Origin of the sequence: Arthrobacter sp. OV608 (genome assembly GCA_900110595.1) — a bacterium.
In the GTDB taxonomy this organism is placed as follows: Bacteria; Actinomycetota; Actinomycetes; order Actinomycetales; family Micrococcaceae; genus Arthrobacter.
This window is the reverse complement of sequence record FOEZ01000016.1, coordinates 54677-75432: the sequence shown is the minus strand read 5'-3', so window position 1 is coordinate 75432 and position 20756 is coordinate 54677. Positions and strand designations below refer to the sequence as shown.

General features: G+C 65.0%; 24 protein-coding genes and 1 tRNA gene. 12 read left to right on the top strand and 13 right to left on the bottom strand.

What is annotated here, in order from left to right; genetic code table 11:
- Positions 1–8 precede the first annotated feature (8 nt).
- The 3 genes from ispF to BMX78_RS17890 all read right to left on the bottom strand — a co-directional run bounded on the left by ispF (position 9) and on the right by BMX78_RS17890 (position 1887).
- Positions 9–521 (bottom strand): 2-C-methyl-D-erythritol 2,4-cyclodiphosphate synthase, encoded by a 513-nt coding sequence (ispF, locus tag BMX78_RS17900; RefSeq protein WP_091422257.1) that lies wholly within the window; start codon positions 519–521, stop codon positions 9–11.
- Positions 522–524: 3 nt separating this feature from the next.
- Entirely contained in the window at positions 525–1307 is a 783-nt protein-coding gene (gene ispD / locus BMX78_RS17895; RefSeq protein ID WP_091422254.1) for a 2-C-methyl-D-erythritol 4-phosphate cytidylyltransferase, read from the bottom strand.
- 97 nt (positions 1308–1404) lie between these two features.
- Complete coding sequence (locus BMX78_RS17890) at positions 1405–1887, bottom strand: CarD family transcriptional regulator (protein WP_011690592.1); 483 nt, start codon at positions 1885–1887, stop codon at positions 1405–1407.
- 273 nt (positions 1888–2160) lie between these two features.
- Here BMX78_RS17890 and BMX78_RS17885 point away from each other — a divergent pair, with 273 nt between their 5' ends.
- Positions 2161–2727: a hypothetical protein gene (locus tag BMX78_RS17885; RefSeq protein ID WP_091422253.1), complete on the top strand. Its 567-nt coding sequence runs from the start codon at positions 2161–2163 to the stop codon at positions 2725–2727.
- A gap of 99 nt (positions 2728–2826) precedes the next feature.
- On the opposite strand, the gene BMX78_RS17880 is transcribed toward BMX78_RS17885, so the two are convergent.
- Both BMX78_RS17880 and BMX78_RS17875 read right to left on the bottom strand, forming a co-directional pair.
- Entirely contained in the window at positions 2827–3507 is a 681-nt protein-coding gene (locus BMX78_RS17880) for a response regulator (protein ID WP_050056313.1), read from the bottom strand.
- Complete coding sequence (locus BMX78_RS17875) at positions 3504–4745, bottom strand: sensor histidine kinase (RefSeq protein WP_091422250.1); 1242 nt, start codon at positions 4743–4745, stop codon at positions 3504–3506. The genes BMX78_RS17880 and BMX78_RS17875 overlap by 4 nt, the downstream gene beginning before the upstream one ends.
- Positions 4746–4952: 207 nt before the next feature.
- Here BMX78_RS17875 and phoU point away from each other — a divergent pair, with 207 nt between their 5' ends.
- Positions 4953–5615, top strand: coding sequence for a phosphate signaling complex protein PhoU (phoU, locus tag BMX78_RS17870; protein WP_091422305.1), 663 nt, complete (start codon positions 4953–4955; stop codon positions 5613–5615).
- A 72-nt stretch (positions 5616–5687) separates the two neighbouring features.
- On the opposite strand, the gene BMX78_RS17865 is transcribed toward phoU, so the two are convergent.
- Entirely contained in the window at positions 5688–6434 is a 747-nt protein-coding gene (locus BMX78_RS17865) for a phosphoglyceromutase (RefSeq protein WP_091422249.1), read from the bottom strand.
- Between the two features lie 116 nt (positions 6435–6550).
- Here BMX78_RS17865 and BMX78_RS17860 point away from each other — a divergent pair, with 116 nt between their 5' ends.
- Entirely contained in the window at positions 6551–7396 is an 846-nt protein-coding gene (locus tag BMX78_RS17860) for a class I SAM-dependent methyltransferase (RefSeq protein ID WP_170850865.1), read from the top strand.
- A gap of 62 nt (positions 7397–7458) precedes the next feature.
- Here the strand turns inward: BMX78_RS17860 and BMX78_RS17855 are convergent, their stop codons facing one another.
- Positions 7459–7827 (bottom strand): DUF2516 family protein, encoded by a 369-nt coding sequence (locus tag BMX78_RS17855; RefSeq protein ID WP_091422246.1) that lies wholly within the window; start codon positions 7825–7827, stop codon positions 7459–7461.
- 9 nt (positions 7828–7836) lie between these two features.
- Positions 7837–9027 carry a trans-sulfuration enzyme family protein gene (locus BMX78_RS17850; RefSeq protein ID WP_091422245.1) on the bottom strand — a complete coding sequence of 397 codons (1191 nt, stop codon included), beginning with the start codon at positions 9025–9027 and terminating at the stop codon, positions 7837–7839.
- A 111-nt stretch (positions 9028–9138) separates the two neighbouring features.
- Between BMX78_RS17850 and tmk the strand changes: the two genes are divergently transcribed.
- From tmk to BMX78_RS17830, 4 genes are all read left to right on the top strand, one after another.
- Complete coding sequence (tmk, locus tag BMX78_RS17845) at positions 9139–9795, top strand: dTMP kinase (protein WP_091422242.1); 657 nt, start codon at positions 9139–9141, stop codon at positions 9793–9795.
- The gene (locus BMX78_RS17840) at positions 9792–10934 is read left to right on the top strand and encodes a DNA polymerase III subunit delta' (protein ID WP_091422241.1); all 1143 of its coding nucleotides are present in this window, start codon (positions 9792–9794) and stop codon (positions 10932–10934) included. Before tmk ends, BMX78_RS17840 begins: the two co-directional genes overlap by 4 nt.
- An 18-nt stretch (positions 10935–10952) precedes the next feature.
- Entirely contained in the window at positions 10953–12518 is a 1566-nt protein-coding gene (locus BMX78_RS17835; protein ID WP_091422238.1) for an alpha/beta hydrolase, read from the top strand.
- Positions 12519–12621: 103 nt separating this feature from the next.
- Positions 12622–12694, top strand: a tRNA-Thr gene (locus BMX78_RS17830).
- Positions 12695–12869: 175 nt separating this feature from the next.
- Here the strand turns inward: BMX78_RS17830 and BMX78_RS17825 are convergent.
- Positions 12870–13133: a hypothetical protein gene (locus BMX78_RS17825; protein WP_091422237.1), complete on the bottom strand. Its 264-nt coding sequence runs from the start codon at positions 13131–13133 to the stop codon at positions 12870–12872.
- A 391-nt stretch (positions 13134–13524) separates the two neighbouring features.
- Between BMX78_RS17825 and BMX78_RS17820 the strand changes: the two genes are divergently transcribed.
- A complete protein-coding gene (locus tag BMX78_RS17820) occupies positions 13525–13983 on the top strand; it encodes a DUF7793 family protein (RefSeq protein WP_139205024.1) in 459 nt (152 codons plus the stop codon).
- 87 nt (positions 13984–14070) lie between these two features.
- Here BMX78_RS17820 and BMX78_RS17815 read toward each other — a convergent pair whose 3' ends face one another.
- Positions 14071–14895 (bottom strand): DUF1206 domain-containing protein, encoded by an 825-nt coding sequence (locus BMX78_RS17815; RefSeq protein ID WP_091422233.1) that lies wholly within the window; start codon positions 14893–14895, stop codon positions 14071–14073.
- Positions 14896–15126: 231 nt separating this feature from the next.
- On the opposite strand from BMX78_RS17815, the gene BMX78_RS17810 reads away from it, so the two are divergent.
- The 4 genes from BMX78_RS17810 (at position 15127) to BMX78_RS17795 (ending at position 18603) form a co-directional block, all read left to right on the top strand.
- Positions 15127–16335 (top strand): DDE-type integrase/transposase/recombinase, encoded by a 1209-nt coding sequence (locus BMX78_RS17810; protein WP_091422296.1) that lies wholly within the window; start codon positions 15127–15129, stop codon positions 16333–16335.
- Positions 16336–16674: 339 nt separating this feature from the next.
- A complete protein-coding gene (locus BMX78_RS17805; protein WP_286139118.1) occupies positions 16675–17319 on the top strand; it encodes a DNA alkylation repair protein in 645 nt (214 codons plus the stop codon).
- A gap of 79 nt (positions 17320–17398) precedes the next feature.
- The gene (locus tag BMX78_RS17800) at positions 17399–18379 is read left to right on the top strand and encodes a hypothetical protein (RefSeq protein WP_091422229.1); all 981 of its coding nucleotides are present in this window, start codon (positions 17399–17401) and stop codon (positions 18377–18379) included.
- 38 nt (positions 18380–18417) lie between these two features.
- A complete protein-coding gene (locus tag BMX78_RS17795; RefSeq protein WP_091422226.1) occupies positions 18418–18603 on the top strand; it encodes a hypothetical protein in 186 nt (61 codons plus the stop codon).
- Positions 18604–18713: 110 nt separating this feature from the next.
- Here the strand turns inward: BMX78_RS17795 and BMX78_RS17790 are convergent, their stop codons facing one another.
- From BMX78_RS17790 to BMX78_RS17780, 3 genes are all read right to left on the bottom strand, one after another.
- Complete coding sequence (locus tag BMX78_RS17790; protein WP_091422223.1) at positions 18714–19559, bottom strand: aldo/keto reductase; 846 nt, start codon at positions 19557–19559, stop codon at positions 18714–18716.
- A gap of 62 nt (positions 19560–19621) precedes the next feature.
- Positions 19622–20110 carry a hypothetical protein gene (locus BMX78_RS17785; protein WP_091422221.1) on the bottom strand — a complete coding sequence of 163 codons (489 nt, stop codon included), beginning with the start codon at positions 20108–20110 and terminating at the stop codon, positions 19622–19624.
- Between the two features lie 5 nt (positions 20111–20115).
- The gene (locus BMX78_RS17780) at positions 20116–20745 is read right to left on the bottom strand and encodes a bacterial proteasome activator family protein (RefSeq protein WP_091422218.1); all 630 of its coding nucleotides are present in this window, start codon (positions 20743–20745) and stop codon (positions 20116–20118) included.
- Positions 20746–20756 lie beyond the last annotated feature (11 nt).

Below are 20756 nucleotides of genomic sequence, written 5' to 3'. Positions count from 1 at the left end.
GCTCCAGATTAGCCGATGGCGCCGGGCTGGCTTGGATACACCAGTGCAGTGGCCACAGCGCTGATGCCTTCGCCGCGGCCGGCGAACCCCAGCCCGTCGCTGGTGGTGGCGGTAACGCTGACGGGCGCGCCGGCCGCCTCGCTCAGAACGCGTTGTGATTCCTCCCGCCGGGGGCCGAACTTGGGCCGGTTGGCCACGAACTGGACCGCAACATTGCCGATCTCAAAACCGGCTGCGCGCACAATCCGGGCGGCTTCCGCGAGCAGCGTTACCCCGGACGCGCCGGCGAACTCAGGGCGGCTGGTTCCGAAGTGCGTTCCGAGGTCGCCGATGCCTGCTGCCGAAAAAAGGGCGTCAGCGGCCGCGTGGGCCACCGGGTCACCGTCGGAGTGCCCGGCCAGGCCACGCTCCCCCTCCCAGAAGAGGCCGCCAAGCCAGAGCGGACGGGGCGCGTCCTCGGCTGCGTAGGCATGGACGTCGAGGCCGATGCCGGTGCGGGGAAGAATCGCTGTGATGTCCATGTCCTAGCCCTCCACCCACCGGGCGCCCAGGGGCCCTTCCAACAGTCCCTCGGCAATGATCAGGTCCAGCGGGGTGGTGATCTTCAGTGACTGGCTGGAACCGCGGACGGCGTGGACGGGCATACCCAGCATTTCCACGAGCATGGCGTCATCGGTCACGGCAGCGGACTGCTGCTGGTCCAGGGTGCGGGCGGCCTCATGCGCTTTCAGGAGGGTGGCGAGCTGGAAGCCCTGGGGCGTCTGCACGGCGCGCAGTTCCTCCCGCGGCGCGGTGCCGGTCACGATCTCCGGCGCCAGGGCGCTGTCCTCCCCGGTGGTCGCCGCAACGGTTTTGACGGTATCCACCACGGCGACGGCGGGAATCACTGCGGCGGCGCCGGCCGCCAGGGCGTCAGCCACCCGGTGGAAGACGGATTCGGGGGTCAGCGCACGGGCGGCGTCGTGGACCAGGACCGCCTCGATCCCGTCCATCAGGGCGGCAATGCCAGCCCGGACGGAGTCGGCGCGGGTGGCGCCGCCGTCGACAATCGAAAGGAGGGGGCCGCCGTCGGCCAGTTCCTCCCTGAAGTCCTCGCACAGCTGCCGCAGGGCGGTGTCCGCGGCCGGCAGCGCAATGCACACCTGGCTGCTGACGCCGGAAGCAACAATCCCCCGCAGGGCATGCATCAGAATGGGTTCGCCGCCCAGGGGCACGGCTGCTTTGGGCATGCCGTAGCCAAGCCGCTGCCCGGAGCCGGCGGCCACCAGGATCACGGCGGTGACAAGGCGCGTGGGAGTTTCACTCATGCCGACTAGCCTACGTCGCTGCGGCCCGCCCCGCCCGGACCTGAATCCGGGCAAAAAGAAGCCCCGGCGGCACTTGGGTGCCACCGGGGTTCAATTCTTAGGAAGCCAGGACCTCGTCGAGAACGCTTGCAGCCTTCTCCTCGTCGGTCTTTTCAGCCAGCGCCAGTTCTGAAATCAGAATCTGCCGGGCTTTGGCCAGCATTCGCTTCTCGCCTGCGGAAAGGCCCCGGTCGTGATCGCGGCGCCACAGGTCGCGGACGACCTCTGCAACCTTGATGACGTCACCGGAAGCAAGCTTCTCCAGATTTGCCTTGTACCTGCGTGACCAGTTGGTGGGCTCTTCGGTGAACTCGGCGCGAAGCACATCAAACACGTGCTCCAGGCCTTCCTTGCCCACTACGTCCCGAACCCCAACAAGATCAACATTCTCTGCTGGAACTTCAATGGTCAGATCACCCTGAGCCACCTTGAGCTTGAGATACATTTTCTCTTCGCCCTTGATGGTGCGCATCTTGATTTCTTCAATCTTCGCAGCACCGTGGTGAGGGTAAACTACTGTCTCGCCGACCTCAAATACCATGTGGACATTTCCCCTTTCCCGCAGACCAGTTTATCACGATTCAGGCATATGACCGGCCGGCAAAAGGGCCCCGAACCGCGAAAATCCGCGGAAAAACAGCACAATCGACCCCCTCCACCCCCTTGACGAAAGCGGATAATAGTGCATCGCGCGCGCTCTGCCAAGGGTGATGTGACGGCCCTCGAATCCGCGTTTGACCGCCTTTGCGGCTAGGCTATGGGCTGAATAATCTTTCAAAACCCTCGAGGAGTACGTGACGTGCGTTTCACTGCGATGAACCGGGCCCACCGCGCCAAACTGGCACTGACCGGGGCCGCCATTGGCGTCGGCCTGCTGACGGCAGGCTGCGGATACATCACACCCCAGCAGACAAACCATCAGTACTCCGCGTCGGACGGCATCCGCGCCGACCTCGGCCCGCTCCAGCTGCGCAACATCCTCATCGTTTCTTCCGGCAAGGATGAGCCCGGGCGTGTGATTGGTGCCGTCTACAACTCATCCTCCAAGGATGTAACGCTGAAGCTGAACGGAGCTGAGGGCTCGCAGACGGAAGTTCCGGTCAAAGCCAACTCCTACACGCTGCTGAATGAGAACTCGGATGAGGCCATCCTGAGTACGTCCGGCGGGGCCCCCGGTTCACTGGTGGACATCAAGGTCACCGAAGACGGCACGAACGTCAGCAACACCGTCAAGGTTCCTGTACTGGATGCAACGCTCCCGGAGTACAAGGAATACCTGCCCGCCGGCAGCACTCCCTCACCGAGCACCTCGGCTACCCCGTCCTCGACGGCTTCCGGAAGCGCAACGCCCTCGCCGTCAGCCGGCGGAGCCGGCCACTAGGGCCGGACCAGTCAACAAAGACTTATCAAGCACAGGGAAAGGGAGGGGCCGGCCGGCCCCTCCCTTTCCTGTGCTTCTAATTTTGGTGAGCCCTTGGTGCTACGGCTCGAACTTGTAGCCAAGTCCGCGGACGGTCACCAGGTACCGCGGCGCTGAGGGGTCGGGTTCAATCTTGCCGCGCAGCCGCTTGACGTGGACGTCGAGGGTCTTGGTGTCGCCCACGTAGTCGGAGCCCCAGACGCGGTCTATGAGCTGCCCCCGCGTGAGCACACGGCCCGAATTGCGCAGCAGCATCTCCAGGAGTTCGAACTCCTTCAGCGGGAGCAGCACCTGTTCCCCGCCCACGCTGACCACGTGGCGTTCGATGTCCATCCGCACCGGACCGGCCTGGACCGTAGAGGAAATCAGTTCCTCCGGTTCGCCCTGGCGGCGCAGGACAGCCCTGACCCTGGCCACCAGTTCGCGGGAGGAGTAGGGCTTGGTGACGTAGTCATCCGCGCCCAGTTCCAGGCCCACTACCTTGTCGATTTCGGCGTCCTTGGCCGTCAGCATGATCACCGGGACACTGGAGCGCTGGCGCAACTGGCGGCAGACCTCCGTGCCGGACAGCCCGGGAAGCTGCAGGTCCAGCAGGACGAGGTCTGCACCGTTCCGGTCAAATTCGGTGATGGCGTCAAGGCCGTTGTCCACCACTTCCACCTCGAATCCCTCTTTGCCCAGCAAATAGGACAAGGGATCGCTGAACGATTCCTCGTCCTCCACAATCAAGATCCTGCTCAAGCGTTGGCTCCTCGTTCTTTTGCGCCGGCGGCGCGTGGTACCTGGGTGACAGTTGGCTTAAGGGATCCCTGCCCGGCCGCGCTGTTCGCCGCCGGCTGCGGGAGCTCCTCCTCGGCGTCCTGGCCCTCCATCTCGGGGAGGCGCAGGGTGAAGGTGGAACCTTGGCCGGGCTGGGACCAGAGGGTCACTTCCCCGCCGTGGTTGGAGGCGACGTGCTTTACGATGCTCAGTCCCAGGCCGGTGCCGCCGGTGTGGCGGGACCGGGCTGCGTCAACGCGGTAGAAACGCTCGAAGACGCGTTCCTGGTCCTCGGCGCTGAGTCCCTCGCCCTGGTCCGTTACCGAGATTGAGACCAGCCCGTCCCTGGACCGCACACCGATGCCCACTCTGGTGTTCGGCGGGGAGTAGCGGATGGCGTTGTCGATCAGGTTGCGCAGCGCGGTCACCAGCAGGTCCTGGTCACCGAAGACCATACCCTCGGTCCGGCCGCCCACAACGATGCGGATGTTCTTGCTTTCGGCCGGGAGCTGGGAGCGGTCCACGGCTTCGGCGATCACCGCGTTGACGTCAACGGGGCCGCCCTCCTGGGTAACGCTGGCGCCCTGCAGCCGGGAGAGCTCGATGATGTCCTGCACCAGGGCAGCGAGCCGGCCGGACTCCTTGTGCATGCGCTTGGCAAAACGGCGCACTGCCTCTTCGTCATCGGCCGAGGACTCCAGGGCTTCCGCGAGCAGGGAAATAGCGCCTACCGGCGTCTTCAGTTCGTGGGAGACGTTGGCCACGAAGTCGTTGCGGATCTCCTCGGTGCGCGTGATTTCCGTGCGGTCATCTGCCAGCAGGAGGATGTATTCCTCACCGAGCATGGCTGCACGTACCTGGACAACAATGGTCCCCTGCCCCAGGGGTCCCCGTGGCAGCTCCAGTTGCTTCTCCAGGATGACGCCGTCGCGCCGCACCCCTGCGGTCATGTCCAGCAGTTCCTTGTGAACCACAGTGTGCCCGCGGACCAGTCCGTAGGCATAGGCGGCGGGGCTGGCGCGGACCACGCCGTCAACATCGTCCACCACCACAAAGGCGCGCCCGACGACGGCCAGCACCTCGGCTGCACCGGCTGGCAGGGCGAGTTCGTCGGAATCAATATCCAGCAACCGGCGCTGCTTTTCACTGACCCTGTAGGCAAGCACTCCGAACGTACCGAGCGCCAGGCCAACGAGGCCGGCGACCAGACCGATGAGCATAGGATCCACAGCTCCACCTTATGCGCTGGCAGGCGGCCATCAGCACGTCCCGGGCTGCTGCGCCAACGGTTCAACTAACGTTCATCTTCAAAGGCTTAACCGTTTACCGGATACTGGCAGAGTAACGAGTTGGACTGCCGAACGGCGACATGAATTCCTGCTGTCCGGGTGCGGGCGGGACGGGAGTTCCAAGGAAAGGACGCCTACGTGCGTAAGGTTTTTCAGGAAGAGCTCACCCAGGTTGGTGACCAGCTGGTGGAGATCTCCCGGCTGGTCAGCGAAGCGATGGCGAAGGCCACCACCTCGTTCCAGGTGGCAGACGTGGATCTTGCCCAGGATGTGATCGCGGCGGATGCCCGCATCGACTTCCTGCAGAACAGCCTTGATGAGCGGGCCATCGACATCCTGGCGCTGCAGGGTCCTGTCGCCAGTGACCTGCGGATGATCGTGGGATCCCTGCGGATGAGCGCGTCACTGGAGCGCATGGGTGACCTCGCCCGGCACATCGCCCAGCTGGCCCGCCTCCGGTTCCCCTCAATCGTTATTCCCGAATCCATGACGGCAACGTTCAAGAGCATGGCAGACCTGGACCAGGAGATTGCGGACAAACTCACCGTTCTGCTGGAGACCCGCGACCTTGAGGTGGCCCGGGACATCCTGAAGGCCAACACCGCCATAAACGATCTGCACCTGAGCGTCTTTAAAGCCATCGCGGCTCCTGAATGGGCCGAGAGCCCGGCCACCACCGTGGACGTTGCACTGGCCAGCCGGTACTTCGAGCGCTTCGCGGACCATGGAGTCTCCGTTGCCCAGAAGGTCACCTACCTGGTGACCGGGGCCTGGCAGCCGAACGGCATCGAACACAGCTGACGGTCCGGACTTTGGAGCAAACGACGGCGGGCCGGTCACCAAAAGTGACCGGCCCGCCGTCGTCGTTTTACCTTATTTTTTGCCCTGGTTGGCGACGGCGAGGATGGCCTCTTCCGCAGCCTCGGGATCGAGGTAGGTGCCGCCGCGCTTAATCGGCTGGAAGTCTTCGTCCAGGTCGTAGACCAGCGGGATGCCGGTGGGGATGTTCAGGCCCGCGATGGCTTCGTCGCTGATGCCGTCCAGGTGCTTGACCAGTGCGCGCAGCGAGTTGCCGTGGGCAGTCACCAGCACGGTCTTGCCGGCCTTCAGGTCTTCCTTGATGTCCGATTCCCAGTACGGCAGCAGGCGGACCAGGACGTCCTTCAGGCATTCGGTGCGCGGCAGGGCGTCGCCGAGGTCGGCGTAGCGGGGGTCGCGGGCCTGGGAGAACTCGGAGTTGTCGTCCAGGGGCGGCGGCGGGGTGTCGTAGGAACGGCGCCACTCCATGAACTGCTCTTCGCCGTACTCGGCCAGGGTCTGGGCCTTGTCCTTGCCCTGCAGTGCACCATAGTGGCGTTCGTTCAGGCGCCAGTCGCGCTTGACCGGGATCCAGCCGCGGTCAGCCTTGTCCAGGGCGATATTGGCGGTGTTGATGGCGCGCTTCAACAGGGAGGTGTAAAGGATGTCCGGGAGTACATCGTTCTCAACCAGGAGCTCCCCGCCCCGTGCTGCTTCCGTGCGGCCCTGGTCGTTGAGGTCTACGTCCACCCAGCCGGTGAACAGGTTCTTGGCGTTCCATTCGCTGTGGCCGTGGCGCAGCAGAATCAGCTTGTAAGTCATGATTTTCATCCTAGCCGAGCGCCGCTGCCGCCCGCCCAGCGTTACAGCCGGCGCCGCTCCAGCGTTACGAACGGGCCGGCAGCGGACGATATGCCCGCAAACGATAAGGTGGGCCGGTGGTGCAAAAAGCTGAACGGGTGGCCGCCCCGCAGATAACCGGCAGGAACCCGAATGGCCGGCAGGGCCGGCCGGTGGGCAACGTCACCCGGGGCACCACCAACCCCAACCGCATGCGCCGGCTGGACCGCTGGTTGACCGGGCCGCAGGCCTGGCGGCTCCGCTCCGCCCCAAACCCCTTGGTGGTGGACCTGGGATACGGTGCCACGCCGGCCACCGCCGTCGAACTTTTTGAGCGGCTCTCCGCCATCCGGCCCGACGTCCAGGTCTGCGGGATAGAAATCGAGCCCGAAAGGGTCCGTGCCGCCTTGCCGCTGCAACGGCCCGGGCTGAGCTTCCAGGTGGGCGGTTTCGAAATTCCAGTACCGGGCCGGCCTGTGCTGGTGCGCGCCTTTAATGTGCTGCGGCAGTACGAGGAAGCGGATGTGGCCGGGATCTGGCGGCTCGTGCAGGACCGATTGTCCGGGGACGGCCTGTTCATCGACGGCACCTGCGACGAGATCGGGCGGCGGGTCACGTGGGTGGCGCTTGACGCCCACCGGCCGCTGTCACTGAGCTTCTCCGTCCGGTTCGGCAGTTTTGCCATGCCCTCCGAGATCGCCGAGCGGCTGCCCAAAGCCCTGATCCACCGCAATGTCCCTGGGGAACCGGTTCACGCCCTGATGCAGGCCATGGACCGGGCATGGCTGGAATCGGCCCCGCTTGCTTCGTTCGGCAACCGGCAGCGCTGGCAATCGATGTGCCGCCTTCTGCGCGATGCCGGGTGGCCGGTGCAGGACGGGCCGGCACGCTGGCGGCTGGGCGAACTGACCGTGGATTGGGAAGCAGTAGCCCCGCGCAGCTAGATCAATCGCCGGAGTCCCCGCGCAGGTAGATCAAACACGGGAGTCCAGGTGGCCGGCGGGGATTACCAGGGCCCGTAGGGGCCCGTGTTGCGGGTGCCGCCGCGGCCGGCATCCTTGACTGCGGGGCGGACGTCGGCGAGGTAGACGGAAGCTGCCACCACTGCCGCGAGCCCGAACAGGCCCAGGGTGCCAAAGAATCCGCCGTTGCCACCGTTGTTGAGCATTGAGAAAACGGAGATAGCGCCGACCAGCGCGGCACCTCCGGTCAGGGCCAGCCAAAAAGTCTTGGTCCGCTTGCCGGTGGCTTCAAAGGCGTTGGCCCTGTGCCTTGCGCAGTCGACAACCGCCCACAACTCCAGCCCGAATGCCACAAAGGCAAGGATGAAATACACGGCCCGCTCTACAGGCTGGATAATCAGTTCACCGTCCACAAGCCCAGCCTAGCCGCCCAGCGCGTCCAGCGCCTGTTTCAGGTCGGCCCAGAGGTCCTCGACGTTTTCGATGCCGACGCTGAGGCGTACCAGGTTTTCGGGAACGCTGGCCGGTTCGGCGGTGTGCCGGCGGCGGCGTTCGATGAGGGATTCAACCCCGCCCAGTGAGGTCGCCGGAAGCCACAATTCCAAGGCCCGCACCAGCGCGTCCGCGGCATCGGCGCCGGTGAGCCCTCCCACCGGTGCCACCTGGATGCAGATGATCGAGCCGAACCCCTTCATCTGGGCCTTCGCGCGTTCGTGTCCGGGATCGGCGGGAAGTCCCGGGAACCGGAGGGATTCAATCAGTGGATGGGCAGCCAGCCGATCAGCCAGGACCAGTGCAGAGGCCTGGGACCGTTCAATCCTCAAAGCGAGGGTCCGCAGCCCGCGCAATGCAAGCCAGGCTTCGAACGGGCCCGCGATCCCGCCGTGGATGATCCGGTGGTGAAGCAGTGCGGAGCGGATATCGGGGTTGGAGGTCACCAGGGCGCCGAGGACGACGTCGGAATGGCCGGCCAGGTACTTGGTCACCGAATGCAGGACGACGTCCGATCCCAGCAGCAGGGGCTGCTGGACCAAGGGAGTGGAAAAGGTGTTGTCCGTGACCACGATTGCTCCGGCGGCGTGCGCGGCTTCGGCGAGGGCAGGTACGTCCGCGATGCCCAGCATCGGGTTCGTGGGGCTTTCCAGCCAGAGCATGGCAGCCCGGCGTGTGGCCGGACCGCGGGGCGAGAGCGCTTCCTTGACGGCCTCCGTGTCCGCAATGTCAACGGTCCGGAGTTCGATGAAGCCCTTCTGGGCTAGCTCGGCGGCCATCACCAGGGAACCGGAATAACTGTGCGAGGGCATCACGAGCACTCCCCCGGCCGGGATGAGGGAAAGCGCCGAGCTGACGGCGGCCAGGCCGGACGCGTAGAGGAGGCCGGGCAGTTCCGAGCCTTCGAGCTGTCCGAGCGCCTCTTCAAAGGGATCCCAGGTGGGGTTGGAGTACCGGCCGTAGCCGCGGTCCCCGTCGGCAAGCGGACCGCTGCCAAAGTATGTGGAGGACAGGACGATGGGCGGGTTGACCGGCTGGTCCCGGTCCCTTGGGGGACGTCCGGCGGCGACCACTACCGTCTCAGCTGCCAGGGACGCCGCTTGCTGTTCGGAAAGGCTCATGGAGAAAAGCGTACTGTTCGCCGGCGGGAGCCTTGAAAGCCGTCTCCGGCCCTGTCCACATGGCACCGGCCTCAAACTGCGATTGACGGTGCGGATCGGTAGGCTTGTCCAGTGAGCAAACAACGCGCGGGTCTTTTCATCGCATTTGAGGGCGGGGACGGCGCCGGCAAGTCCACCCAGGCAGCCCGGCTTGCGGACACCCTTGAATCTCGCGGGCTCACCGTTTTGCGCACCCGGGAGCCCGGCGGAACGCCGATAGGTGAGAAACTGCGGTCCCTGGTCCTGGACCACGGCCAGGGGCACATCGATGCCCACACCGAAGCACTGATTTTTGCCGCCTCCCGTGCAGCGCATGCAACCCAGGTGATCCGGCCTGCCCTGGAACGCGGCGAGGTGGTGTTGACGGACCGCTATATCGATTCCTCGGTTGCCTATCAGGGCGGCGGGCGGAACCTCGGCAAGGACGCCGTACGGTCCATTAACGCGTGGGCTACCTCCGGCCTGGAGCCCCATCTCACAGTGCTGCTTGATGTGGACCCGGAGGTTGGCCGCCGCCGCAGGACCGCGGGCGAGGCTGCGGAAGACCGGCTGGAATCCGAAGCTGACGAGTTCCACCTGCGGATCCGGGACGCCTTCCTGGAACTGGCCGCCAGCCGCGCCGGTTCCTACCTGGTGCTTCCTGCGCATCTTCCCGTGGATGACCTGGCCGCGCAGATCCTGCAGCGCGTGGACGCCCTGCTGGCCGCGGCGAAGGTGGACAGCGCATGACGGTCTGGGACGACCTGCAGGGCCAGGCCGCCGTCGTCGAACAATTGCGCCAGGCCGCCAGCGGAGCAAACCTGACGCATGCATGGCTTTTCACCGGCCCGCCGGGCTCCGGCCGTTCGAACGCGGCCAAAGCATTCGCTGCGGCCCTGAACTGCGACCAGGAGGACGTCACCCGTCGCGGCTGCGGGCAGTGCCCGGCGTGCCTGACCATCCTGGGCGAAACCCACTCGGACGTCACGTTCGTCCGGACTGAAAAGGTGACCATCACCATTGATGAGGCGCGTGAGCTGGTGGCTACGGCGGGCAACCGGCCATCTGCCGGCCGCTGGCGGATCATTGTGGTGGAGGACGCGGACCGGATGGCCGAACGGACCACGAACGTCCTGCTGAAAGCCATCGAGGAGCCAACCCCGCGGACGGTGTGGATGCTGTGCGCACCGTCCCCCGCCGATGTCCTGGTGACCATCCGTTCGCGGTGCCGCAGCGTGGCTTTGCGTCTTCCGCCCGCCGCCGATGTGGCCGCCCTGCTGGTGAAGCGCGACGGCGTCGAGCCCGCTTTGGCGGAACGTGCAGCGCGCGCGGCCCAAAGCCATGTGGGCATCGCCCGGCGGTTGGCCCGGGACCCCGCGGCGCGGGAGCGGCGGCTCGAGACGGTGCGGTTCCCACTGGGACTGCGCGGGGTCACTGCTGCGGTGATGATGGCGGAAAAGCTGGTCAAGATCGCAACGGCCGAGGCCACAAGTTCCAATGAGGAACGCGACGCGGCCGAGAGGGCCGCCCTGCTGGCCACACTTGGAGCACCGGAATCGGGCACGCTGCCGCCGGCCATGCGGAGCCAGGTGAAGCAGCTTGAGGAGGACCAGAAGCGCCGTGCCAAGCGGTCCGTCACCGACTCGCTGGACCGCACCCTCACGGACCTGCTGTCTTTCTACCGGGATGTGATGATTATCCAGCTCGGGAATGCTGTGGAGCTCGTAAACGTTGAGCTGAGGAGTGAATTGGAGGAGTTTGCCAGCCGCTCCACTCCAGAAGCCACACTTGCCCGGATGGATGCCATCAACAAAGCCCGTGAACGCATCACCACCACCAACGTAGCCCCGCTGTTGACCATTGAGTCCATGGCAGCCAGCCTGATCTAACCCTTCCAAGGAGACCCGATGACTGCCCGCCCCCTGCCCGCACGCCCCGCATCCTGGGTGATTGCGGCACGTGCCGCCGGGGCCATGGCCCTTGCCATGATTCTGGCCAGCTGCAGCCTCCTGAACGGCGGTGACCGCAACCAGGAAGCAGCTACGGCAAAAGCCGACCCCTCGATTGTGGCGTCCGCTCCGGCCGGGCTTGAGGAGTTCTATTCACAGGAAGTGGTGTGGGAGCCGTGCGAAAACGGCTTCCAGTGCGCCAAGGTGGAAGTGCCCATGGACTACGGCAATCCCGGCGGCGACACCATCGAACTCGCGGCATTGCGGTCCCCCAGTACGGGCAACAGAACAGGCAGCCTGCTCGTCAATCCTGGCGGACCGGGGGCGTCCGGGTACGACTTCGTCAAGGATGCCGCAGGCACACACTTTTCCCAGACGGTACGCGACGCCTACGACCTGGTGGGCTTCGACCCCCGGGGCGTGAAACGCTCGGCCCCCGTGACCTGCATGACGGATGCCGAACGCGATGCTGCCCGGGCCAAGATCTACAACCTGGACACGGACGCCGGCCTGCAGGAAGTGCTGTCAGACAACAAAGCTATTGCCGCCAAGTGCTCCGAGCAGACCGGGGCCGTCCTGGCCCATATCGACACCGTGAGTTCGGCCAAGGACCTGGACATCCTCCGCGCCGTGGTTAATGACTCGAAGCTGAACTACCTCGGATACTCCTACGGCACGTTCCTGGGGTCCACTTATGCCTCGCTTTTCCCGGACAACGTGGGCCGCATGGTGCTGGACGGTGCGCTTGATCCGTCCATCAGCAACGAGGAACTCACCCGGGGCCAGGCGCGCGCCTTTGAAAAGTCCATTCGGGCTTATGTCCAGAGCTGCCTGAAGCAGGACGGGTGCCCTCTGAGCGGAAACGCCGATTCCGGCGTGCAGCAGATCCGCGACCTCATCAACGCTGTCCAGCAAACGCCGCGCACGGCCAAGGATGGCCGGGTGGTCAACGCCACGATGTTCGTCAGCGGCCTGATTACCCCGCTGTACAACGATCAGAGCTGGCCTGCACTGACGCAGGCCCTGGACGCTGCCATGGCAGGGGACGTTAGCCTGATGCTTCGGCTGGCTGACCTGGGTGCGGACCGTGCGTCCAACGGCACGTACACCTCCAACTCAACGTTCGCGTTCAACGCCATCAACTGCCTGGACTATCCCATGGAGTCGGATACCGCAGCCATGCGGGCTGAACAGGAGCGGCTGATGCAGGACTCCCCCACTTTTGGGTACTTTTTCGCCTATGGCGGCACCAACTGCGCTGACTGGCCGTACAAGAACCTCCGCACCCCCGCACCCGTGGAATACACCGGTGATGCCCCCATCGTGGTGATTGGTACTACGGGCGACCCCGCCACCCCCGTGGAGTGGGCCGCCTCGCTCCGCAAGCAGTTAGGCAACGCCTCCCTGCTGACCTGGACAGGCGAAGGCCACACAGCTTACGGCCGGTCCAACAGCTGCCTTGAGGACCCGGTGGACCGCTACCTGGTGAGCGGTCAAGTGCCCGCCGACAACACGGTGTGCTGAAGGCCTCAGCCGGATAGCCCCGGCCATTTTGACCCGGGCGCGGGGACTCTATTACAGTTGACTCTTGCATGAAGGGCCCGGTTCTTCCGGGCGGTTATGCGGTGCTTCCTTAGCTCAGTCGGTAGAGCGTTTCACTCGTAATGAAAAGGTCATCAGTTCGATTCTGATAGGAAGCTCGGGATAAACCCCGGACAGCCCCTGGATTTAGGGGTTTCCGGGGTTTTTCGCTGGTTAAGCGACGTCACCCCGTTTGCGCCTCCAGGCATTGCGGCCACAGATCTCAGGGTTAGCGGCCGAAGGCGTCGTGGAGCCGAACGTCAGAGGGCGCGCCTGGTCTTCCGTGCCCCTGGGCTACTCGAAGAGCTCCACGCGCGGTTCGCCCTGGACGCCGCTGCGCTGCATGGCGTCCCTGAGGTCCCCCCTGCCAAAAAACGCCCTGGCGGTGTCCACGCTGTCGAAATGATGGATGACGAGGACGTTGTTAGGATCATCAACCATCTGGTGTACCGATTCCTGGGTCACCCCGCCGGCCTTCTGCATGTCGCCAACGGAATCGTAGACCTTGCGCCAGGAGTCGTAGTCGGCGACGCGGTGAAGGATGATTGCAACGGTCATGGTGCTTCTCCTTTGAAGCGTGCCGCGCTGTTCAGACCGGCCCGGGGGCAGTGAGCGTCAGGGCATGGTCTTCGACGGCGCGGACACAATTATCTGCAGCGGCACAGGATTGGGCCGCCACTGGCCGTCTTACTCCCGCCCTCACAGACTGTCAACAGGCGCCGGCCGCCGCTGAATGTTCCCAGTGTCGGCAGTCCGCGAACTCCTCCCTTCCCCGCTTCTGCGGCAGGCTCAGCATGCGCCCCGGGCCAGCCTTCCACGGGCATTGATCTTATGGACTCCCGGTTTATTCGGGGGTAGGCTGACCTCCACGCGGCCTGAGGGCAGGCCAGGTTCAACTGCGCCGGCGAGGCCGCACTTGAAGCACATCGGGGGGAAGATGATGGTTCTCGTGTCCGACTTGGGACGCCAATTTCCTACGAATGGGCACAGTGCCACTGAGCCCATCAACCCGCAGGCCCCCGACGAAGCCTCAGGTACGGCTGGAGGGAAGGCCACCATCGAATACGCCCGTGAAGGAGTGGTGCGCATTACGGTGCCTCCGGGCAGCCGGATCACGGCAGAGGACGGGACTTTGATCCGGGACCGTTTCTTGACGCTGACTGCCGGTGCCGGTGCCGGTGTCCTGCTGCAGGTCACCGGGGTGGAATCCGTGAGCAAGGAGGCCGTTCGGATCATCATTGAAGCTGTCACCGTTACAGCGTTTGCAACGCTGGGCACCACCGAGGTGGACCGGGTCATCGCCCATGGGCGGAGGGGACTACCGGCGCCGCGGTGCCCCATACGGTATTTCTCCGATGAACAGCAAGCCTTGGCGTGGCTGGCCCCGCAGGCGCCGGGCGGTTCCTGAATCAATTCTTGTATTGTGGCGGCGGGAAGTGACGAGGGAGCCATTCCTCAGGTTCGGGGCCCCGGGCGGCGTTGACCAAGCACCCCTTTAGAACTTCCCGAACCGTGCCCGGGCCATGGAGTATGCGCCGTAGCAGATCAGTCCTGCCGCAATTGCGGCGAGGAGGAATACGCCATACGGCTGCGAACCCAGTGTCTTCACGCCGCCGTCCAGGCCCGAGGATTTCGAAGGATCCGCCGTTGCCGCTGCAGCGATGATCAGGACACCCACCACCCCAAGGACAACGCCTTTTGCGGTGTAGCCGATGGTCCCGATCCATTTGACCGCCGAACGGCCGTTTCCCGGGTCCTGCAGGTCTTTCATGAACTTCCTCGTGACACCGCGGTAGGCGTAATAGGCGCCGGCAACGATGATCGCCAGACCGGCGGCAATCAGCAGCACCACGCCGGCGGGTGCACCCATTAGCCTGGCCGTAAAATCACTCGCGGACTGGCCGGAATTCTTGCTTCCGCCGGATGCGAAGACAGCGAAGGTGAAGGCCAGGAAGGCGAAGACCACTGCTTTTCCAACGGCTGCCCCCGCCGTTTTCAGTTTCTTCTTCGACTCGCTTTCGGTACGGGCCACATAGAACGCTTCGCTGACCATCCAGACCGCCAGTGCCCCACATGCCACCAGACCCGCCCAGAGCAGCACGGGCCCGCCCGGCTTGGAGGCGATCGATGCTATCGCACCGGATTGGTCGGCCTCCCCGCCCTGGCCCCGGTCGACCTGGAGGGCAATGACGCCGATCAGGATGTGCACCAGTCCGATGAAGACATAGCCCGTTCGAGCCAGGATCCGCAGGGCCGGGCTTCGGCTGGCCGACGCAGCTTCGGATACCGCCCGGTTAGCTTTCCCCGAGACACTGCCCATGACCGGCCTTTCCCGATATGCACCTGTAATCCAATCGTGCGCCCGGCAGCCCAGCCCGCTACACGGGGGAATAGTTCAGTGTAGATCTCTGCTGGCTGTCCCGACAGACATACGAGTTGACTCGTAAAAAACCTCCGCGGTGGCCATTACGTTGCCTCATTGAAAAACCTCCGGGTGGTAGGGGTTGTCGGAGGCTTGGTCTGGGCGTGATTGTTGCGGATGGGACTGACCATGAGTGAACGCAAGGCAGTGACGAAGCACCTCGCGTTGCGCTACCGCTCAGCGGACCGGACGGTGAAGAGCCAGATCCTCACGGAGTTGGTGGGTCTGACCGGCTGGCACCGTGACCATGCCCGGGCCGCCCTGCGGCAGGCACTGGAGCCGCCCCGGCCGCGGGCGGTGCATCCGGGAAGGAAGCCTGTGTATCCAGCATCCCTTCAACCGTCCCTGGTGATGTGCTGGTCCGTGCTTCGGGGCCCGGCCGGGAAGCTGCTTGCGGCCGCGACCGGCTACCTCGTCCCGATGCTGCGCGCAGAGCGGGTCTTAAACATCACTGACGCAGAGGCGGAGTTGTTGGTACATATGAGCGCCGCAACGATCGACCGCAGGCTGGCCCATGAGCGAGAGAAGATGCGGCTGCACGGGCGCTCCCACACCAAGCCAGGGTCACTACTAAAGGCTCAGATCCCTATCCGGACGTGGGCCGAGTGGGACGACGCGGCACCCGGGTTCGTGGAGATCGACCTGGTCGGCCACGAAGGCGGAAACAACCGTGGCGAGTTCTGCTTCACCCTCACCGTCACGGACATCGCTACGGGCTGGACGGTGAACCGGTCCGTGCGTAACAAAGCGCAGAGGTGGGTGTTCGAGGCGCTTCAACAGGCCACCGCGGCGTTCCCTTTCCCTGTCGTGGGCATCGATTCGGATAACGGCAGTGAGTTCATCAATAACGAGCTTTATCGGTACTGCCTGGAGAAGAAGATCACCTTCACCCGGTCCCGGCCGGGAAACAAGAACGACGGTGCGCACGTGGAACAAAAGAATTGGTCCCGCGTCCGCGAACTCGTCGGCTACCACCGCTACGACACCCTCAGGGAGCTGGAACTGCTGAACCAGATCTGGGAACTGGACCGGATCTTCTCGAACTACCTACTGCCGCAGCAAAAGCTCGTCTCCAAAACCCGCTACGGGGCCAAAGTGATCAAGAAACACGACCGGCCCACGACCCCGCACAAACGTGCCGTCGAACACCCCACAATGCGCCAGCGACCAATCATCGCCATGAACGCCCAGTTCAAGAAGATCCACGTCATGGCACTCTCCCGCCAGATCTACGCCCTCACCGCAGAACTCGAAACCATATCCCGACACAAAGCCGGCACGGCCACAACCACTGACCAAGCCCATCAAGTCCCTGCCTTCCCGGAGGTTTTTCAATGAGGCAACGAAGGCGAGCCCCCGGAGGTATTGCAATGAGGCAACAGGCATACAGGGCCGGATAGGCGTCCCCCGCCACTGCCGGGATGCTGAAAGCAGACTCGGGAGAAATCCCGAGGGAGGAAGGCACGCTGGAGTCTTCCATGCGGGCCTCCCGCCGACGTGGCACCACTGGTTGCAAGTGCGGGCCCCGCCGGAAAGTACCCGGCAGGTATGCGGCCGGCAGGCTTGCGTCGTAGGCTGAACCTCGCGGGCGACGGAAAGGAGCCAGACGTGGCCGGGACGGCATTAAACGAGAGTGCATTGAACGAGGCGGCGTTGACCGGTGCGGTGGCCGAGGTGATGGCTGAACTGGCTGCCCTTGAGGACCCGCGGGCGCGGGAGGTTAACGAAAGGCACGGTGACGATCACGGTGTAAACCTCAGCAAGCTCCGCGCCGTGGCAAAGCGGCTCAAGACGCAACCGGAACTCGCCCGTGAGCTGTGGGCCACGGGTGACACGGCAGCGCGTTTGCTGGCACTCCTCATCTGCCGCCCCAAGGCGTTCGGGCGCGACGAGCTGGACGCCATGCTGCGGGAGGCCCGCACACCCAAAGTGCATGACTGGTTTGTGAACTATGTGATGAAGAAAAGCGCCCACGCAGAAGAACTTCGCGCCGCATGGTTGGCTGACCACGATCCGGTGGTTGCCAGCGCCGGCTGGGCTCTGACCAGTGACCGCGTGGCGAAGCAGCCTGACGGCCTTGACCTCACCAGGCTGCTCGACGTCATCGAAGCTGACATGAAGGATGCCCCGGAGCGGCTGCAGTGGGCGATGAACACCTGCCTGGCCACTATCGGCATTCAGCACGCCGAACACCGCGGCAGGGCTGTCGAAATCGGCGAGCGGCTGGAAGTCCTCAAGGACTACCCCACTCCCCCTGGCTGCACTTCGCCCTTCGCGCCAACCTGGATTGCCGAAATGGTGCGGCGCCAGCAGAACGTCTAGGAACAGTCGCCATCTGCAGGCCTTGGCCCCGTTACAGGCCTGTCAGCCAGGAGCAACACCGGCCCCTAAGATGGCGAGCATGGATGACGAGGCCCTGGCAGAGATTGCCAATGAGCTCTATGCCAAGCCGCTCGACGACTTTATCGGCGCCCGCGCAGCCGCGGCGAAGGAAGCCGCCGGCCGGGACAAAGAATTGGGGGCGGCTGTGCGCGGGCTCCCCAAGCCGTCGGTTGCCGCCTGGGCCGTGAACATGCTGGCCCTGCACGAACCGGACGTCCTCGCCGGGCTGACGGATCTCGGCAGCCGCATGCGTGAGGCGCAGGCCTCACTGGACGCCACGGCACTGCGTGAGCTGGGACGTGAGCGCCGCACCGTGCTGGCCGCCGCCGTGGACACCGCCCGTGCGGTGGCGCAGGAGCAGGGCCGGACCATCAGCGAGGCCATGGCAACGGACGTCGAAGAAACCTTGCGCGCCCTGACCGCCGATGCCGGAGCGGCCGCCGCTGTCCAAAGCGGCCGCCTGCTCAAGACGCTCTCGGCGGACGGCGTAAACGCCGTGGACCTTGACGGTTTGGTGGCAGTCCCCGCTGCCCTCCCCGCGGCGCCCCGGTCGGTTCCTGCTCCGGCTGGGGCGGTACCGGACAGGCCGCGGAAGGAGGGTACGACGACGGCGGGCGCCTCCCGTCCGAAGCCGGACAAGCCGCGGCTCGAGGCAGTCCGGCAAACACCGCGGCCAAAGTCACCGCCCGCGCTCGAGAAAGCAAAAGCCGCGCTGGCCGAAGCGGAGGCCGCCCAAGCGGAGACGGCTCAGCTTGCCCGGGACCTGCAGGACCGGGCGGACGGGGCGCGCACCGAGATGGCTGAACTCCTCCAGGAAACAGCCGAACTCCGGACGCGCCTCAGGGCGGCTGAGGACCGGCTCGAGCAGTTGCGCAGAAGCCTCGCCGCCACTGCTGCCGAGGCAAAGCAGGCGGTGCGGGCTGCGGACAAGGCAGAGCGGACTGCCATGCTGGCGCAGGAGCGGGTCCTGCGGCTGGGCAGCACGGACACGCCGTCCTGATTCCGAAGAATGTCAGACCCGGGTTGCACACTGGATTTATGGAAAACCAACCCGTACAGGAATTTCACGTCACCTACTTCGACGCCGACTGCGGCCGTGCCCGGGCTGAAGTCTTTAACACCCTGGCTGAAGCAGAACGCTTCGCCAGCCGGCACTGCCACGGCGAGGACAGCTGGGCTGTTGTGGACGCCGTTCCCGTGCAGCAGGTCCGCATCGCCGCCTGAGCCTGCCAACTCCCCAGGGAAGCCCAGGACTCGTGCAGCCGCTTAACGCAAGCAACCCGCGCTGCCCGGGCAAAAATGCCAGGCAACGCGGGTTGTACGCCCGGCTGGAATTAGGCGAAGTCGGAAACTGCCGGGTCCGGGCCGATCCGGCCTTCGCCCTTGGCGGTGCGGTCCAGTGCATTGATGGCTTCGACGTCGTCCGCGTCCAGGGAGACATCCAGCGCTGCGAAGTTTTCACGGATGCGGGACTCGGTGACGGACTTCGGGATCACCACGTTGCCGATGGCAAGGTGCCAGGCGATAACAACCTGGGCAGGCGTGGCTCCGTGCTTGGCAGCAATCGCGGCCACTGCCGGATCCTCCAGGAGCTCGCCGCCCTGGCCCAGCGGGGACCAGGCCTGGGTCAGGATCCCCTTGGAAGCGCCGAATTCGCGCAGTTCCCGCTGGCTGAAGTAGGGGTGCAGCTCGATCTGGTGGATGGCCGGGACCACACCGGTTTCGTCGATGAGCCGCTGCAGGCCCTCAACGGTGAAGTTTGAGACACCAATGGACTTCACCCGGCCGCGCTTCTGCAGCTCAATCAGCGCCTTCCAGGTGTCCACGTACTTGTCCTGCTTGGGCTGCATCCAGTGGATCAGGTACAGGTCCAGAGTCTTGAGGCCCAGCCGGTCCATGGACTCCTCGAACGCGGCGAGGGTGGACTCGTAGCCTTGGTCCGCGTTCCACAGCTTGGTGGTGATAAAAATCTGCTCAGGTGACAGGCCGGAGCCGGCGATGGCCCGGCCAACACCGGACTCATTGCCGTAAATCTTGGCGGTATCGATGTGGCGGAAGCCCGCTTCGAAGGCCTGGCGGACCACCTTTTCCGCCACTCCGTCCTCAACCTGCCATACGCCGTAGCCGAGCTGGGGAATCTGGTTACCGTCGTTGAACGTCAGTGTGGGTGAAGAAGTCATTCTTTTATCCTGCCAAACCACAACGGCCCGGCCGGCGAAATACCGCAGAGTAAGCCAGACGCTTAACCGGGAATATCTTCCCGCCCGGTGGCGGCATCGGAACCGGAACCTTCCTCGGCAAGGTGCCTCTCGGCGTCGGCCACCTGCTGGAATACTGCCTCGGCGCGGCGACGTACGGACGCTGCGCCTACCGGAATGGGGCCAACGGCGAGCCTGAGCATGGCGGCAGCTTCGGAGGTGGTGGCCAGGGAATTGCCGGCTTTGGACAGCGCCCGGTGGACGCCTGCGAGCCGGACCGGGATGTCCAGTCCTTCGCTGGGCGAGCGCTGCTGCGCTTCCATGCAGACAGCTCTGACCCGTTCCAGCAGCGCGGCGAGCTCATTGGCGATCTCCACGAGCTCGCCATAGAGCTGGTCATCCTCCACGCCTTCGAGAACCTGGTGGAAGCGGTCCAGCCCCCTCTGGAAACGGTCGTGGGCGCGCCGCCACAACCCCTTCCCCAATTCCACGTCGTCCTTGCGCCCCTGCCTGGCGGCGCTGAAAAAGCCCAATGAACCTAGAGGTACTGTCCGGGACCGTGGTCCGGGTCGTTCGGCTGGCCGGGGCGGCCTGGAGCGGCAGGCCGGGGGCCGGCGGGGGCACGCTGCGGCTCGCCGTTTTCCCCGATCACCACACCGGGCGCGATCACCGTGCCAGGCGGGAGCTGCCGGAGCTGCAGCTGCGCCGCGGCGTGCTCGCGGGCGGCGTGCTGTGCTGCAATGGCTGTCTGGATGCCGTGGAACAGCCCCTCGAGCCAGCCCACCAGCTGGGCCTGCGCTATCCGCAGTTCAGCGTCGGAGGGGGTTACGTCGTCAGAGAACGGCAGGCTGATCCGGTCGAGTTCCTCCACCAGTTCAGGCGCCAGCCCGTCCTCGAGCTCCTTGATGGAGCGCTCGTGGATTTCGGCGAGCCTTCCCCGTGCTGCGTCGTCCAGCGGGGCGGACTTCACCTCCTCCAGGAGCTGCCTGATCATGGTGCCGATCCGCATCACCTTGGCCGGTTCATCAACCAGGTCCTGCAGGTTGCTGCCTTTGGGTTTGCTGCCGTTTTCCGGCACTGCCGGCGCAGGCGCCGGCTGGCCGTCATCGATGGTGGTGCCCTCTACCGGGAGGTCCTCAGGTGCCTGAGTGTCGTTCGGATCGCTCATGCGTTCATACT

What these genes read in the sequence shown, in the direction of transcription:
- BMX78_RS17885 (WP_091422253.1), top strand. Translation starts at nt 2,161, where the DNA reads ATGAACCGGGCCCACCGCGCCAAACTGGCACTGACCGGGGCCGCCATT.
- BMX78_RS17800 (WP_091422229.1), top strand. Translation starts at nt 17,399, where the DNA reads ATGGATGACGAGGCCCTGGCAGAGATTGCCAATGAGCTCTATGCCAAG.
- BMX78_RS17810 (WP_091422296.1), top strand. Translation starts at nt 15,127, where the DNA reads ATGAGTGAACGCAAGGCAGTGACGAAGCACCTCGCGTTGCGCTACCGC.
- BMX78_RS17815 (WP_091422233.1), bottom strand. Translation starts at nt 14,895, where the DNA reads ATGGGCAGTGTCTCGGGGAAAGCTAACCGGGCGGTATCCGAAGCTGCG.
- BMX78_RS17835 (WP_091422238.1), top strand. Translation starts at nt 10,953, where the DNA reads ATGACTGCCCGCCCCCTGCCCGCACGCCCCGCATCCTGGGTGATTGCG.
- BMX78_RS17850 (WP_091422245.1), bottom strand. Translation starts at nt 9,027, where the DNA reads ATGAGCCTTTCCGAACAGCAAGCGGCGTCCCTGGCAGCTGAGACGGTA.
- BMX78_RS17875 (WP_091422250.1), bottom strand. Translation starts at nt 4,745, where the DNA reads ATGCTCATCGGTCTGGTCGCCGGCCTCGTTGGCCTGGCGCTCGGTACG.
- ispD (WP_091422254.1), bottom strand. Translation starts at nt 1,307, where the DNA reads ATGAGTGAAACTCCCACGCGCCTTGTCACCGCCGTGATCCTGGTGGCC.
- BMX78_RS17795 (WP_091422226.1), top strand. Translation starts at nt 18,418, where the DNA reads ATGGAAAACCAACCCGTACAGGAATTTCACGTCACCTACTTCGACGCC.
- BMX78_RS17790 (WP_091422223.1), bottom strand. Translation starts at nt 19,559, where the DNA reads ATGACTTCTTCACCCACACTGACGTTCAACGACGGTAACCAGATTCCC.
- BMX78_RS17805 (WP_286139118.1), top strand. Translation starts at nt 16,675, where the DNA reads ATGGCTGAACTGGCTGCCCTTGAGGACCCGCGGGCGCGGGAGGTTAAC.
- BMX78_RS17865 (WP_091422249.1), bottom strand. Translation starts at nt 6,434, where the DNA reads ATGACTTACAAGCTGATTCTGCTGCGCCACGGCCACAGCGAATGGAAC.
- BMX78_RS17890 (WP_011690592.1), bottom strand. Translation starts at nt 1,887, where the DNA reads ATGGTATTTGAGGTCGGCGAGACAGTAGTTTACCCTCACCACGGTGCT.
- BMX78_RS17780 (WP_091422218.1), bottom strand. Translation starts at nt 20,745, where the DNA reads ATGAGCGATCCGAACGACACTCAGGCACCTGAGGACCTCCCGGTAGAG.
- ispF (WP_091422257.1), bottom strand. Translation starts at nt 521, where the DNA reads ATGGACATCACAGCGATTCTTCCCCGCACCGGCATCGGCCTCGACGTC.
- BMX78_RS17840 (WP_091422241.1), top strand. Translation starts at nt 9,792, where the DNA reads ATGACGGTCTGGGACGACCTGCAGGGCCAGGCCGCCGTCGTCGAACAA.
- BMX78_RS17825 (WP_091422237.1), bottom strand. Translation starts at nt 13,133, where the DNA reads ATGACCGTTGCAATCATCCTTCACCGCGTCGCCGACTACGACTCCTGG.